General features: G+C 72.5%; 12 protein-coding genes. 1 reads left to right on the plus strand and 11 read right to left on the minus strand.

The window, feature by feature from the left end:
- Positions 1–2: 2 nt before the first annotated feature.
- The 7 genes from rfbA to ACJ6WD_RS02470 all read right to left on the minus strand — a co-directional run bounded on the left by rfbA (position 3) and on the right by ACJ6WD_RS02470 (position 8,152).
- Complete coding sequence (gene rfbA / locus ACJ6WD_RS02440) at positions 3–920, minus strand: glucose-1-phosphate thymidylyltransferase RfbA (protein WP_233656348.1); 918 nt, start codon at positions 918–920, stop codon at positions 3–5.
- Positions 917–1,558 (minus strand): dTDP-4-dehydrorhamnose 3,5-epimerase family protein, encoded by a 642-nt coding sequence (locus ACJ6WD_RS02445; protein WP_016576275.1) that lies wholly within the window; start codon positions 1,556–1,558, stop codon positions 917–919. The genes rfbA and ACJ6WD_RS02445 overlap by 4 nt, the downstream gene beginning before the upstream one ends.
- A gap of 386 nt (positions 1,559–1,944) precedes the next feature.
- On the minus strand, positions 1,945–3,093 hold the full coding sequence (locus tag ACJ6WD_RS02450) for a nucleotide disphospho-sugar-binding domain-containing protein (protein ID WP_407615044.1): 1,149 nt from the start codon (positions 3,091–3,093) through the stop codon (positions 1,945–1,947).
- An 80-nt stretch (positions 3,094–3,173) separates the two neighbouring features.
- Positions 3,174–4,313 carry a nucleotide disphospho-sugar-binding domain-containing protein gene (locus tag ACJ6WD_RS02455; protein ID WP_407615045.1) on the minus strand — a complete coding sequence of 380 codons (1,140 nt, stop codon included), beginning with the start codon at positions 4,311–4,313 and terminating at the stop codon, positions 3,174–3,176.
- A gap of 55 nt (positions 4,314–4,368) precedes the next feature.
- Positions 4,369–5,556, minus strand: a complete 1,188-nt coding sequence (locus ACJ6WD_RS02460) for a cytochrome P450 (protein WP_275462006.1) — start codon at positions 5,554–5,556, stop codon at positions 4,369–4,371.
- Between the two features lie 49 nt (positions 5,557–5,605).
- Positions 5,606–6,790, minus strand: a complete 1,185-nt coding sequence (locus ACJ6WD_RS02465) for a nucleotide disphospho-sugar-binding domain-containing protein (RefSeq protein WP_407615046.1) — start codon at positions 6,788–6,790, stop codon at positions 5,606–5,608.
- A gap of 117 nt (positions 6,791–6,907) precedes the next feature.
- A complete protein-coding gene (locus tag ACJ6WD_RS02470) occupies positions 6,908–8,152 on the minus strand; it encodes a nucleotide disphospho-sugar-binding domain-containing protein (protein ID WP_233656344.1) in 1,245 nt (414 codons plus the stop codon).
- A 150-nt stretch (positions 8,153–8,302) separates the two neighbouring features.
- Here ACJ6WD_RS02470 and ACJ6WD_RS02475 point away from each other — a divergent pair, with 150 nt between their 5' ends.
- Positions 8,303–8,893, plus strand: coding sequence for a TetR/AcrR family transcriptional regulator (locus tag ACJ6WD_RS02475; protein WP_407615047.1), 591 nt, complete (start codon positions 8,303–8,305; stop codon positions 8,891–8,893).
- Between the two features lie 10 nt (positions 8,894–8,903).
- On the opposite strand, the gene ACJ6WD_RS02480 is transcribed toward ACJ6WD_RS02475, so the two are convergent.
- Genes ACJ6WD_RS02480 through ACJ6WD_RS02495 form a run of 4 tightly spaced genes read right to left on the minus strand, consistent with a single transcriptional unit; the run spans position 8,904 to position 12,999 of the window.
- Complete coding sequence (locus ACJ6WD_RS02480) at positions 8,904–9,707, minus strand: SAM-dependent methyltransferase (RefSeq protein WP_376553998.1); 804 nt, start codon at positions 9,705–9,707, stop codon at positions 8,904–8,906.
- Positions 9,708–9,751: 44 nt separating this feature from the next.
- A complete protein-coding gene (locus ACJ6WD_RS02485) occupies positions 9,752–10,771 on the minus strand; it encodes a Gfo/Idh/MocA family protein (protein WP_233656341.1) in 1,020 nt (339 codons plus the stop codon).
- Positions 10,768–12,186, minus strand: a complete 1,419-nt coding sequence (locus ACJ6WD_RS02490) for an NDP-hexose 2,3-dehydratase family protein (protein WP_233656340.1) — start codon at positions 12,184–12,186, stop codon at positions 10,768–10,770. The genes ACJ6WD_RS02485 and ACJ6WD_RS02490 overlap by 4 nt, the downstream gene beginning before the upstream one ends.
- 60 nt (positions 12,187–12,246) lie before the next feature.
- Entirely contained in the window at positions 12,247–12,999 is a 753-nt protein-coding gene (locus ACJ6WD_RS02495; RefSeq protein WP_407615048.1) for an NAD-dependent epimerase/dehydratase family protein, read from the minus strand.
- Positions 13,000–13,022 lie beyond the last annotated feature (23 nt).

A 13,022-nucleotide genomic window follows, 5' to 3' on the forward strand; every position in this document is an offset into this window, starting at 1 on the left:
GGTCAGGCGGTGCGGGGGAGGTGGCCGGCGCCGACGGTGCGGGACAGTGCCCCGCCTTCTTCGGCGAGGTTGACCAGGTAGTCCCCGTACTCGGTGCCGGCCCGTTCCCGGCCCAGCCGGTGGCACTGTTCGGCGGTGATGTAGCCCTTGAGGTAGGCGACTTCCTCGACGCAGCCGATGCGGATGCCCTGGCGCTGTTCCAGCATCTGCACGTACTGGCCGGCTTCCAGGAGCGAGTCGTGGGTGCCCATGTCGAGCCAGACGAAGCCGCGCCCCAGTTCGGCGAGGTGGGCGCGGCCCTGCTCCAGGTACGCCTTGTTGATGTCGGTGATCTCCAACTCGCCGCGGTCGGAGGGGATGAGGTCCTGGGCGAGCGGGACGACGGTGTGGTCGTACATGTACAGGCCGGTGACGGCGATGTTGGAGCGGGGTTCGCGGGGCTTCTCGGCGAGGGCGGTCAGGCGCCGGTCGGCGTCGAGTTCGGCGACGCCGTAGCGCCAGGGGTCCTTCACCGGGTAGCCGAACAGGGCGCAGCCGTCGAGGCGGGTGGTGGTGGTGCGCAGCAGTTCGGAGAAGCCGTGGCCGTGGAAGATGTTGTCGCCCAGGATGAGGGCCACGTCGTCGGTGCCGATGTGGTCGGCGCCGATCAGGAAGGCTTCGGCGATGCCGTTGGGTTCCTTCTGTTCGGCGTAGTCCAGTGTCAGGCCGAGGTCGGAGCCGTCGCCGAGCAGGGTGCGGAAGCTCTCCGTGTGGGCGGGCGAGGAGATGACCAGGATCTCCCGGATGCCGGCGAGCATGAGGACCGACAGGGGGTAGTAGACCATCGGTTTGTTGTAGACGGGCAGGATCTGCTTGGAGACCACGCTGGTCAGGGGCCGCAGGCGGGTTCCGCTGCCGCCGGCCAGCAGGATGCCCTTCATGCCCGGGTCCCGGTCAGGTCGTGCGGTGCCTGGGCGGCGGTGCCGAGGCGGGCTTCGAGCTCCTGGCAGCGCGCGAAGTCGGGGAGCAGGCCGCGGTCGGCGGCCTGGGCGAGGGTGAGGGCTGCGCCGTCCCGTTCGGAGAGGATCGGGTCGATGTCGTCGGGCAGGGGCAGGGCCAGTGCCGGGTCGAGGGGGGAGAGGGCCAGTTCCTGTTCGGCGACGTAGGGGGCGGAGGTGAGGTAGGCCATGACGGTGTGGTCGGTGAGGGCGACGAAGGCGTGTCCGACGCCGACCGGCAGGTACACCGAGCGGAAGCCGGTCTGGTCCAGGAGGACGGCGTCCCAGGTGCCGTACGTCGGTGAGCCGCGGCGGATGTCGACGACGATGTCCAGGGACCGGCCGCTGGCGCAGTAGACGTACTTGGCGGCGCCGGGTGGTGCGGCGGTGTAGTGGATGCCGCGGACGACGCCGCGTCGGGAGACGCTGTGGTTGCTCTGGGCGACGGAGAACAGCGGTCCGCCCTTGGCGGCCTGGAATGCCTGCTGTTGGAAGGGCGCGACGAAGACCCCGCGGTCGTCGGAGAACGTCTGCGAGGTGAATTCGAATGCGCCGTGCACGGCGAGCTTGCGCGCTTGCAAGGTGTCCCTCCGGATTGCGGGATGGGGGCTTCGGGCCCTGATGCATGCGGTGTACGGCCCCGGGTCCGCGCTGCGGGTGGCGTGGTGGTGCCGTGGCGGGGTGCGCGGGGTGGGGGCCGGGGGCGGGATGGGCGTCCGCCGCGGCCGGCCGGGCGCGGTGCCTGGGCACTGCGCGGTGCGGTATTCGGCGACGAGCGGGGAATACCGCGAACCCTAGGAAATCTATCTTCGGGGGCGTACGGGGTCAACGGCGTTGATTTCAGGGAACTTTGCGGCCGGTGTCAGGGACCTTCAGGCCGGTGTCAGGGGAAGGTCAGTCGGTGTCAGGGGAAGGTCAAGGCAGTGTCGGGTGGCCGCGGCCCCGGCCGTGGCCTCTCGGACACGCCCTACCGGCGCGTCAGGTCCTCCAGCACCCGGACGGTGGCGGCGGGCGTGGGCATGGCCTGGATCTCCTCGCGCAGGGCCTGGGCGCGCCGGCGCGGGGCGTCGTCGGCCAGCATCCGCCGGCAGGCCCGGCCGAGGGCCTCGGGGGTGTCGTCGCCGGTGGGCAGGGTCAGGGCGGCGCCGTACTCGGCCAGGGCGCGGGCGGCACCGGCGAGCATCTCGGCACCCGGCACGATGACTTGGGGGGTGCCGGCACACATGCCGGTCAGGCTGGTCACGCCGCCGCCGTGGTGGACGAGCAGGTCGCAGGTGGGGGCGACGACGTCCAGGGGGACCCAGCCGGCGTGCACGTCGGGGTGGCTGGCGCGGAGGTCGGGGGCGAGGGCTTCGGGGGCCGCGACGAGGACCTCGGCGCCCAGCGGGGCGACTTCGGCGAGGGCGCGGGTGAGGAACTCGTAGAGGCGGTGCCGGGCGTCGCGGGTGACCTGGCTGCCGGCGGTCAGGCAGATGCGGGGGCGGTCGGTGCGGGTGTACATCCACGGTTCGAGGGGGCGGTGTTGGTTTCCCAGGACGAACCGCAGGGGTCTGGCGGGGGCGGCGTGGCGAGGGCGGAGGCTGGGTGGGCAGACGTCGAGGAACAGGTCCGGTTCGGGGAGCCGGTCGCGCCCCAACTCGGCTAGTTCCGGCTGGAGTTCCTCGTCGGCACCGGGGTGGATGTGCTGGGCGTCGATGGCGTCCCAGGCTTGCCGCACGTAGGGGACGCCGAGTTCGGCGGCGAGGAGGGCGGCGGCGTAGGTGGTGGTGCCGCCCACGATCAGGTCCGGGCGCCGGTGCCGGCCGAACTGCCGCAGCGCGGGGAGGCTCGCGGCGGCCAGGCGGCCGAACCAGCGGCCGGTGAAGTGGCCCTGTTCGGCGAGGGTCTTGCCCAGCGGGGAGTCGACCGGGCGGCCCGCGCGGTCCTGGGTGGTGAAGTGCTGGACGGGCAGGTCCGTGGTGGGGATCGCCGGGAGCGCCGAGGCGGTGATGGCGGGCAGCAGATCGGCGTTGCCGGCCATGAACACCTCGTGGCCGGCGCCGCGGGCGGCGGTGGCCAGTGGTGCCAGGGCGAAGACGGTGGCCGGCCCGCCGCCGGTGACGAACAGGATTCTCATCGGTCCTTCTTCACGGGTGGGTGCCTGGGGTGGGGTGGGCCGGGGGCGGTGTCCGCTCCCCCGGCCCCGGGCGCGCGGGTTCAGCGGGCGGCGAGGTCCTCCAGTACGGCGACGACCTCGGCCGGGCTGGGCATGGCGGCGATCTCACGGCCCAGGTCGTGGGAGCGGTCCGTGTACGCGGGGTCGTCCAGGAGTGCGTCGAGGGCCTTGCCGACGCTGTCCGGGTCCGCTTCGTGGGGCAGCAGGCTGCGGGCGGCGCCGTAGTCGGCGACCAGGCGGGCGGCCTCGTGGACCTTGGCCTCCTGGGGCAGGAGGAGTTGGGGGACGCCGGCGAGGGAGGCGGTCAGTCCGGTCAGCCCGCCGGCGTGGTGGACGATGAGGTCGCAGGTCGGCATGAGGACGTCCAAGGGGATCCAGCCGGCCCTGACCTGTGGGAACTGGGCGTGGAGTGCGTCGGCGACCTCCGCCGGGGCGGGGATGACGATCTCGGCGTCGAGTGCGGTCAGGCGTTGCACCACGCTGCGGATCAGGTCGAAGTTGTTGCTGGTGGTGGCCATGCTGCCGCCGGTCACGCAGACCCGGCGCCGGGCGGGACGGGTGTACATCCACGGTTCGAGGGGGCGTTGGGTGTTGAGGGGGGTCCAGCGGATCTGCTGGGCGGGGGCGGCGTCGGCGGGGCGGATGGCCGGCGGGCAGTTGTCGACGAGCAGGTCGGGGAGGACCAACCGGCCCAGACCCAACTCGGCCAGTTCGGGCGTGAGTTCGCCTTCGCTGCCGGTGTGGATGCCGACGGTGTCCAGGGCCGTCCAGGAGTGGCGTATCCAGGGGACGTCGTACTCGTGGGCCAGGAGGGCCGCGGCGTAGGCGTGCGGGCCGCCGACGAGGGCGTCGGGGCGCCAGGCGGCCACCACCTCGCGCAGCCGGACGAGGCTGTGCGCGGCCAGGCGTCCGAACCAACGGCCGGTGTACTGGATGAAGTCGGGGTGGTCGACGTCATCGGGGACGTGTTCGGGTTCGCCGGAGCGGCGGGTGGCCTTGATCGCGGTCAGGTCGGTGGTGGTGGCCGCGATGGCGGGCAGCCCGACGCCGGTGACCACCGCGGTGAGTTCCTTGGGGGCGGACATGAACACCTGGTGGCCGGCGTTGCGGGCGGCGGTGGCCAGGGGGGCGAGGGCGAAGATGTTGGAGGGCGTGGGCCCGGCGACAAAGAGCAGCTTCATGTGGGGTGTTCCTTCGGGACGCCGCGGGACGGGTGGGCTCCGGTGGCCGGTCGGGTCAGGTGAGCAGGTGCAGGGACTCCACACCCATCACGTTGGCGCCGGGCATGAAGACGGGTGCCTGGTCGGGATCGCAGCGCAGTGCCGGGAAGCGGTCGAAGAGGATGTCCAGGGCGAGGAGGCCCTCCAGGCGGGCCAGGGGGGCGCCCATGCAGAAGTGGGAGCCGCGGCCGAAGGACAGGTGCGGGTTGTTGCCGCGGTCCAGGTCGAAGGTGTTCGGGTCGCGGAACTGGTCGAGGTCGCGGCTGGCGGCGGCCGTCCAGACCATGACGACCTGGAGCTCGGGGATCTCGACGTCGCCGATCCGGGCGGGCTTGCGGGTGACCCGGCGCAGGGCCGCCAGCGGGGCGAACAGGCGCAGGGACTCCTCGATGGCCGCGGGGATGCGGCTGCGGTCCGTGCGGACGCTCTTCAGCGCCGTCGGGTGGGCGTCCAGGCACAGGATGGTGTTGCCCAGCAGCATGGTGGTGGTGATGTGGCCGGCCACCAGGAGGACGAAGGCGAAGTTGACGATCTCGGCGGTGGAGAGGCGTTCGCCGTCGACCTCGGCCTGGACGAGCTTGGTGAGGAGGTCGTCGCGGGGCTCGGCGATGCGCTGCTCGACGTGTTCGCGCAGGTAGGTGGAGAGGTTGTTGATCTGCACGAAGGTCTCTTCGCGCTGCTTGCGCAGTTCCTCGGTGTCCTCGCCGGTGGAGAAGCTCTGGTTGTTCTCCAGCAGTTTGCTGACCCACTCGCGGAACACGTGGCGGTCGCCGGCGGGGATGCCCAGCAGTTCGGCGATGACGATGACGGGCAGCGGGTGCGCGAGGACCTCGACGAGGTCGAAGGCGTCGCCGGGCTCGACCTGGTCGAGCAGTTCGTGGGTGATCGCCTTGATGCGGGGTTCGAGGGCGGCGACCACGCCGCGGGTGAACACCCCACTGACGATCTTGCGCATCTTGGTGTGCTCGGGCGGGTCCATCGTGGTGAGGTTGCCGGGGAAGATCTGCCGTTTGCCTTCGGGGGCCAGGATGCTCAGGTCGGAGGAGAAGGTCTCCGCGTCGCCCAGGACCTGGAGGCACTCGGCGTATCCGTAGACGTTCCACAGTCCCTTCTTCTCGTCGTAGCAGACCCTGCCCGGGGGCAGTTCGCCCCGCATCCAGAACTGGTCCTCGTGGAAGGTCCACTGCGTGCTGGCGTTCGTCACGGTCGTGCCTTTCGGTCCGGGGTGCTCGGGGTGTGCGGCGTGGGGCGGGTCAACGGGTGCGGTGTCCGGCGAGCCGTTCGAGGGTGCCGACGGTCTGGCCGGGGGTGGGCATCCGCTCCATGTCCTGGCGCAGTGCGGCGGCCGCCTCGGCGTGCTGGCGGTCGGTGAGCAGGCGGGTCAGGGACCGGCGGAGCCGGTCGGGGTCGTCCTGGGCGGCGACGGTGTCCAGGGTGAGGCCGGCGCCGGTGGCGGCCAGGCGGTCGCCGTGGGCGAAGCAGTCCGCCATCTGGGGCAGGGCGAGTTGGGGCAGTCCGTGCAGGGCGGCGGTCATGGTGGTGGCGGAGCCGCCATGGGTGACGATCGCGTCGCAGGAGTCGAGGGCGAGATGGAGCGGGAAGGGGTCGACCATGCGGACGGCGTCGGGCACCGGGCCGATCTGCTGGCGGTGCTCGGCGCCGACGGTGGCGAGCAGTTCGACGTCGGGCAGCTCGCCCAGTGCGTGCAGGAGGGTCCGGGTGAAGGGGACGCCGTGGTAGGCGAGGGTGCGCCGGCCCAGTGAGACCACCACGCGGTGCGGGCCGGTGCGGGGCCGGCCCCACTCGGCGCGGAGCCAGTCGGGGACGGTGCCGCTGCCGTTGAACGGCACGTAGCGCAGGGGGGTTTGGCCGGTGAGTTCGGGCAGTTGGAGGGCGGTGGGGCAGGGGTCGAGGACGGCGGCGGGGTCGGGCAGGGCGTCGAGCCCCAGGGCCTGGCACGTCGCCTGGAGCTCCTGGCGGGCGGCCGGCAGGCGGGGGGTGCCGATCGGATCGACGCCCCAGCGGTGGTGGACGGCCGGGACGCCCAGGACCCCGCCGGCGATCAGGGCGCTGTAGTTGAGCGGGTCGGAGAGGATCAGGTCCGGGCGGTGGGCGCGGGCGAAGTCGAGGTAGGTGCCGGCCATGTCCTTGGCGTGCTCGATCCACACGCCGCCGAAGCCGCCCTTCATCCGGGGGTCGGCGCGGGGGCGGGACTCCAGGGGGCGCTTGCCGGGGGCCAGGGCGCGCAGCACCAGTTCCTCCGTGCGGAACCAGTCGCCCAGGCTCACGAAGTTCAGTCCGGCGGTGCGGGCCGACTCGGCGCTGTCGGGTTGGCCGAGGACGAGGACGTCGTGGCCGGCGGCGCGCAGGGCCCACGCCACGGGGACCAGGGGTGGCAGGTGACTGGGGTCGGGGGTGGTCATCACCAGGACGCGCATCGGGTTCTCCTTGGGGCTGCTCCGGCGCGGGCGGGGCCGGGCCCCGGGCGGGCGGGGCGGGTGGTCGGGGCGGGCTCGGCCGGCGGGACGGGTGGGTCCCGGCTGCCGGCGTGGACGTCAGCGCGCGAGGGCGGTGAGGGTGTCGACGCGTTCCGCCGGGGTGGGCAGGTCCGTCATCTCCCGGCGCAGTCGCGTGGCGGTGTCGCGGTGGACGGGGTCGTCCAGGAGGCGGCGGACGGCGGTCCGGATGGCCTCGGGGTCGGCGTGCGCGTTGGGCAGGGACTGGGCGGCGCGGACGCCGGCGAGCCGCTCGGCGATCACTTCCTGGTCGGATCCGGCGTGGATCGCGAGCTGCGGCGTGCCGGCGGCCAGGGCGGTCATCGTGCAGCCGGCACCGCCGTGGTGGATCACCGCGTCGCAGGCCGGGAGCAGCAGGTGCAGGGGGGTGCGTTCCAACAGGCGCACGCCGGGTGGGAGCGGGCCGGCCTGCGTGATGCGGGCGCGGTCGGCGCCGGTGAGGGTCAGCAGGACCTCGACGTCCAGGTCGGCGAGGGCTTCGAGGATGCGCGGCACGGCGAAGGAGGCCGGTCCGTACACGCCGCTGACGGAGGTCCCCCACACCACGCAGACGCGCGGCTTGGTGCCGTGGTGGCCGGTCAGGGAGGGCGGAACGGCGCCGGGGCCGTTGTAGGGGACGTGGCGCACGGGGATGCGGTGGGCGTCCAGCGGTGGGCGGGCGGTGGTGGGTGAGGGGTCGATGACGTGCTCGTAGACGTCCGGTCCCATCCGACCCGCGTGGTGCCGGGAGAAGGCGTCGCTGGGGTCCATGGGGACGAAGCTGGCGCCGGGCGGGGCGCCGGGGACCGGGTCCTGGGGGCCCATCGGTCCCCACAGGTGGAGCAGCGCAGGGACGTTCAGGGCCCGTCCGACCAGGGGGCCTTCCAGGCTCATCAGGTCGTTCACGACCAGTTCGGGCCGCCACCAGCGGGCGAAGTCCACGGCCGCGTCGCAGCTGCGGGCGGTGACACCGACGGCCCAGTCGTGGTTCTCCTTGGACCAGGTGTCCATGTCGAACGCGTCGAGGGAGGTGAGCTGTTCGCCGGTCAGGGGGTGCGGGGGCAGGCCGGTGAAGGCCCAGGTGCCCGCGCGCGCCTTGCGGTAGTTGTGCAGCCGGCCCCGCACGGTCATGTCCATCGCCTCCAGGACGGGTACCGCGAGCAGTCCGGCGTGGGTCAGCGGTTCCGTCTGGCAGGGGGTGCACAGGACCTTGACCTCGTGACCGGCGGCTTGCAGGGCCCAGCCCAGGGGCACCATGGAGAACCAGTGCCCGGGCCAGTTGGACACCGAGAACACAACGCGCATCGCGTTCCTTTCACATGGTCGTGCGGGGTCACCGCCGGCGGCGGTGCGGGTGGTCGGACGTAGACTCGGGCCTGGCCGCCTGCCCTCCGGTGGAGCGCAAGTGGCCGCCGGAGGGGCGGCTTTCGCCCGTGGGTGCGAGGAGATCGAGGAGTGACGACCGTGGCCGGCAGTGGCGCCAGGAAGGACCGGGGGGACACCCGCAAGCGCATCCAGGAAGTGGCGCTGGAGCTGTTCGTGCGGCACGGCTACGAGAAGACCTCGCTGCGGGAGATCGCGGAGGTCCTGGGGGTCACCAAGCCCGCGATCTACTACCACTTCAGGTCCAAGGAGGACATCCTCCAGAGCATCTTCGAGGACCTGGGGCGTCCGGTGGACGACCTCATCGCCTGGGGGCGGCAGCAGCCGCCGACGTTGGAGACGAAGAAGGAGCTGCTGCGCCGGTACGGGGCGGCGATGGACGCCACGGTCCCGTTGTTCCGGTTCATGCGGGAGAACGAGGCGACGCTGCGGGACTTGAAGGTCGGTCAGGAGTTCAACCAGCAGATGACGGCCATCGGCGAGATGCTCACCGATCCCGACACTCCGCTGACCGAGCAGTTGCGGTGCATGGGCGCGCTGTTCACCCTGCACTTCGGGACGTTCGCGCTGGGGCACTTCGAGGGGGATCCGGAGGTCAAGCGCACGGCGCTGTTGGCGATCGCCACGGACATGGTGGAGACCGCCCACGGCGAGGGCGCCTGACCCGGGTGGGTCAGGGCTTGCGGGCGACGGCGGCGTAGAGGTTGGAGCGCTCGTCGGCGTCGCCGGAGGTGGCGTCGGGGCGCCACTGGGGCGTGAAGACCAGCCCGGGGTCGAGGAGTTCGAAGTCGCCCAGCAGGCGGGTGACTTCGGCGCCGGTGCGGGGCACGATCGGGGCGCGCCCGCTGTTCTCGAACATCTCGATCGTGCGGCGCATGGTGTCGGCGTCGTTGTCCCAGGTGAAGCAGGACAGGGCGAGGTGGCTGCCGGCGGGCAGGGCGTCGCGGTAGCGGGCGGTGATCTCCCACAGCTGTGCGTCGTCCGGCAGGAACTGGGTGACGCCGAGCATGAGGAAGCCGACGGGCTGGGAGAAGTCGATGAGCCGGGTGGTGGCCTCGGCCTCCAGGACGGCCTCGGGGTCACGGATGTCGGCGGCGACCATGGCGGTGCGTTCCTCGTCGCGCAGGAGCAGCGCGCTGTGGGCGACGGTGGCCGGTTCGTTGTCGACGTAGACGACGCGGGCGTGCGGATCGGCCTGTCGGGCGATCTCGTGGACGTTGCCCATGACCGGCAGGCCGGAACCGAGGTCGATGAACTGGCGGATGCCGGCGGCCAGCAGGAAGCCCATCACGCGCTGGAGGTAGTCCCGGTTCTGTCGGGCCATGACGTTGGCCGGCAGCACCGACAGGACCTGGTCGCCCAGTTCGCGGTCGGCGGGGAAGTGGTGGGTGCCGCCCAGGAGGTAGTCGTAGGCGCGGGCGGCGCTGGCGGTGTTGCGGTCCATGTCCTCGGGGATCCACGGAAGGGTCGCGGTCATCACGGGCTCCTGACGGGGTGGGGTCGGTGGGCGCGGGTGCGGTCTCACGCCGGGTGGCGGGCCGCGTCGTGCGCGGTGGCGGGCCGGGCGTGGTGGACGACGGCGCGGTCGCGGACGGCGTCCAGCAGTTCCGCCTGGCGCAGCACCATCGGGTCCGGTGCGGGGCGCTGCCTGGGCGTGCGGACGGCCGCGGCGAAGGCGGTCAGGGTGTTGGTGACCTGGTCGTCGGGCGCAAGGTGCAGCTCTTCGCTCCCCGTGCCGCGTTCGATGCGGAGGACGGGGGCGTGGTCGGCCGGCGGTGTGAAGGCGTGGTCGACGACGAGGCGCCCGGTGCTGCCGCACAGCTCGTACCAGGAGCGGTAGGCGTGGTCCAGGCCGAAGGTGAGGTGCGCGGTGACGCCCGTGGCGCTCTGCAGGAGGACGCCGCCGGCGGTCTCCACCTGGCGGCCGGCGCCGTGGGTGAGGGCGGCGCCGACCACGTCGAGGTCCGCGCCGAGCAGGTGCAGGGCGGCGCGCAGCGGGTAGACGCCGACGTCGGCCAGTGCGCCGCCGCCCAGTTCGGGGCGGTGCCGGATGTCGTCGTCGGGCAGCCCGGGAATGCTGAACTGGGCTGTGAACGAACGGAGTTCGCCGATCGCGCCGTCGCGGACGAGGCGTTGGACGGTGGCGTGTTGGGCGTGGTGGAGGAACATGACGTTCTCCGCCAGGACCAGGCCCCGGGAGCGGGCCAGGGACAGCAGTGCGCGGGTTTCGGCGGCGTTGGTGGTGGTGGGCTTCTCCGCCAGCACGTGTTTGCCGGCGTCGAGGGCGGCCCGGGTCCAGGTGGCGTGCAGGGCGGCGGGCAGCGGGACGTAGACGGCGTCGACGTCCGGCCTGGCCAGCAGCGCGGTGTAGTCGGGGGCCGCCTGGCAGCCGTACTGGGCGGCGGCCTGCTCGGCGGCGGACACGTCCCGGCTGGCCAGGGCGGTGATCCGCACGTCGGGGCAGGCGGCCATGGCGGGCAGCATGCGGCGGCGGGCGATGGAGGCCAGGCCCAGGACGCCGAGGCGCAGCGGGCGGGTCATCGGGCCGGCCGCATCGCGCCGAGACAGGCCAGGAGGGTGCGGGCCTGGACGTTGACGTAGTGGCCGTGGCGGACCAGTGAGGTGAGTTGGCCGGGGGTGACCCACTGGTAGCCGGCCGGCGGGGTGAGCGGGGCGGTGGTCTGGTCGGCTTCGACGATCAGGTAGCGGCTCTCGGCGTTGAGGAAGCGGCCACCCTCCTCGGAGTGGACGGCCTGGTAGCGCACGGCCTCGGGGGGCGCGGTCAGGACGTGCTGGAGGAAGGGGGGCCGGCGGCGGGCCGGTAGGTGCGCGTAGTTGGCGGGGGTGTACTGGACGGTGGGGCCGAGTTCGACGGCGTCCAGGAAGCCGCCTTCGACGCGGGCGTGGGCCAGGACGTGCGGGACGCCGTCGAAGGTGCGGGTCAGGAACGCGACGACGCCGGGTTCGACCGGTTCGAAGAGGGGTTGGGTCCAGCCGGTGACCTCACGGTTCCCGGCCCGCACCGACACCCCGACGGCCTTGAAGTAGCGGCCCTCCTCGTGCTCGACGACGTAGGGGCCGCGCTTCCAGCCGCTGACGTCGGCCAGGGGGATGCGGGTGGCGCTGACGGTGTGGCGGGCGCGTTCCTCGGTGAACCACGACAGCAGGTCGGTGTCCGAGAGGTGGGCCCGGCCGTGGGCGTCGGGCAGGGGGATGCAGGACAGGACGGTGCGGGCGTCCATGTTGACGATGTTGTCCTGATGCAGGAGGCCGGCGATCTGACCGAGGGTCAGCCAGCGGAAGTCCTCCAGGAGGGGGACGTCGCCGTCGGCCTCCACGATCATGTTGCGGTTGCTCTTGCGGAAGAACCAGGAACCGTGTTCGGACTGGAGGACGTCGGCGAGCACCCGGCCGCGGCCGGGGCGGGTGAAGTACTCGATGTACTTCACCGCGGCGCCGCGGTGGGCCCGGGTGTAGTTGCTGCGGGTGGCCTGGACGGTGGGCGAGAGCTGCACCAGGTTGGGGTTGCCCGGCTCCATCTTGGCCTGCATCAGGAAGTGCAGGACGCCGTCGAACTCCTTGACCAGGATGCCGAGGATGCCGACTTCGGGCTGGCGGATGATGGGCTGCTGCCAGTGGTGGTGGCCCTCGTCGTCGACGGCGGTGACGTCCAGCCCCTCGACGGTGAAGAACTTGCCGCTGTGGTGGCCGAGGTTGCCGGTGGTGGGGGCGAACGTCCAGCCCTCCAGGTCGGCCAGCGGGATCCGTTCGACGCGGAAGTCGTGGGCGCGTCGTCGCCGGCCGAGCCAGGCGGGGACGTCGGGGGTTCCGGGGGCGGCGGGAGCGGTGGGTTCGAGGGCGGCCGCGGAGCGGGCGAACCGTTCGGCGGTCGTGGCGTCGGCGCGGGGCCGCACCGTGGGCGGCGCGGCGTGGGAGGCGTCGGCGTGGGATGGCATGATCCAACTTTCCGAACTCCGGCGGGAGTTCCTGTCGGTCGGGACGGACCCGGGGCGGGATCAGGGGGTTGCCGGGGTGGCGGCGGCCAGGAAGTCGTCGAGGACGCCTCGGTAGTAGTCGGGGCCGAACCCCATGGCGGCGACCTCGGGGACGAGGGTGCGGAGCTTGGTGATGGAGATGGTGTGGTGGCCGCCGACGTCGACGTAGCTGCGGGTGGCGTGCAGCCCGGTGCGCTCCTCAAGGTGGTCGATGATGCGGTCGACGGGCACCGCGACGCCGGAGGCCACGTTGACGATCTGCCGGCTCGCGCCGCGGGTCAGCAGGTGGTCGACGATGGCGATGACGTCGTCGACGTCGATCAGGTCGCGGGTGGCGTCCTTGTGGACGGCCACGGAGCCCAGGTGGAGTTGGCGCAGCAGGGTGGGCAGGAGTTGGTGGGGCGGCTGTCCGGGGCCGACCAGATGGCCCAGGCGCAGCGCCAGGAAGTCGGTGCCCGAGGCGCGCAGGTGGCGCTCCATGGCGATCTTGTGGGCGCCGTAGGGGGTGCACGGCGTGATGGTGAGGTCCTCGTGCCCGGGGCCGTCCGCGGTGCCGTACATCCCGGTGGACGCGGTGGAGAAGAACAGCAGGCGACGTGCGGTGGCCCGGCATTCCGCGGCGACTTCGCGCAGCAGGGCGGCCTCGCGGGCGAAGTCGGCGTCCGAGGTGTGACTGGCCCAGGAGACGCCGGCGGCCAGCACCACCGTGTCGGGGTGGCGCTCGGCCAGGGGTGTCAGGTGGCGGGCGAGGAACCCGTTTCCCACTATGTCCATCGGAACCTCTCGAAGGGGGCCCT

Source organism: Streptomyces sp. VTCC 41912, assembly GCF_045799175.1.
Taxonomy (GTDB): domain Bacteria; phylum Actinomycetota; class Actinomycetes; order Streptomycetales; family Streptomycetaceae; genus Streptomyces; species Streptomyces albulus_C.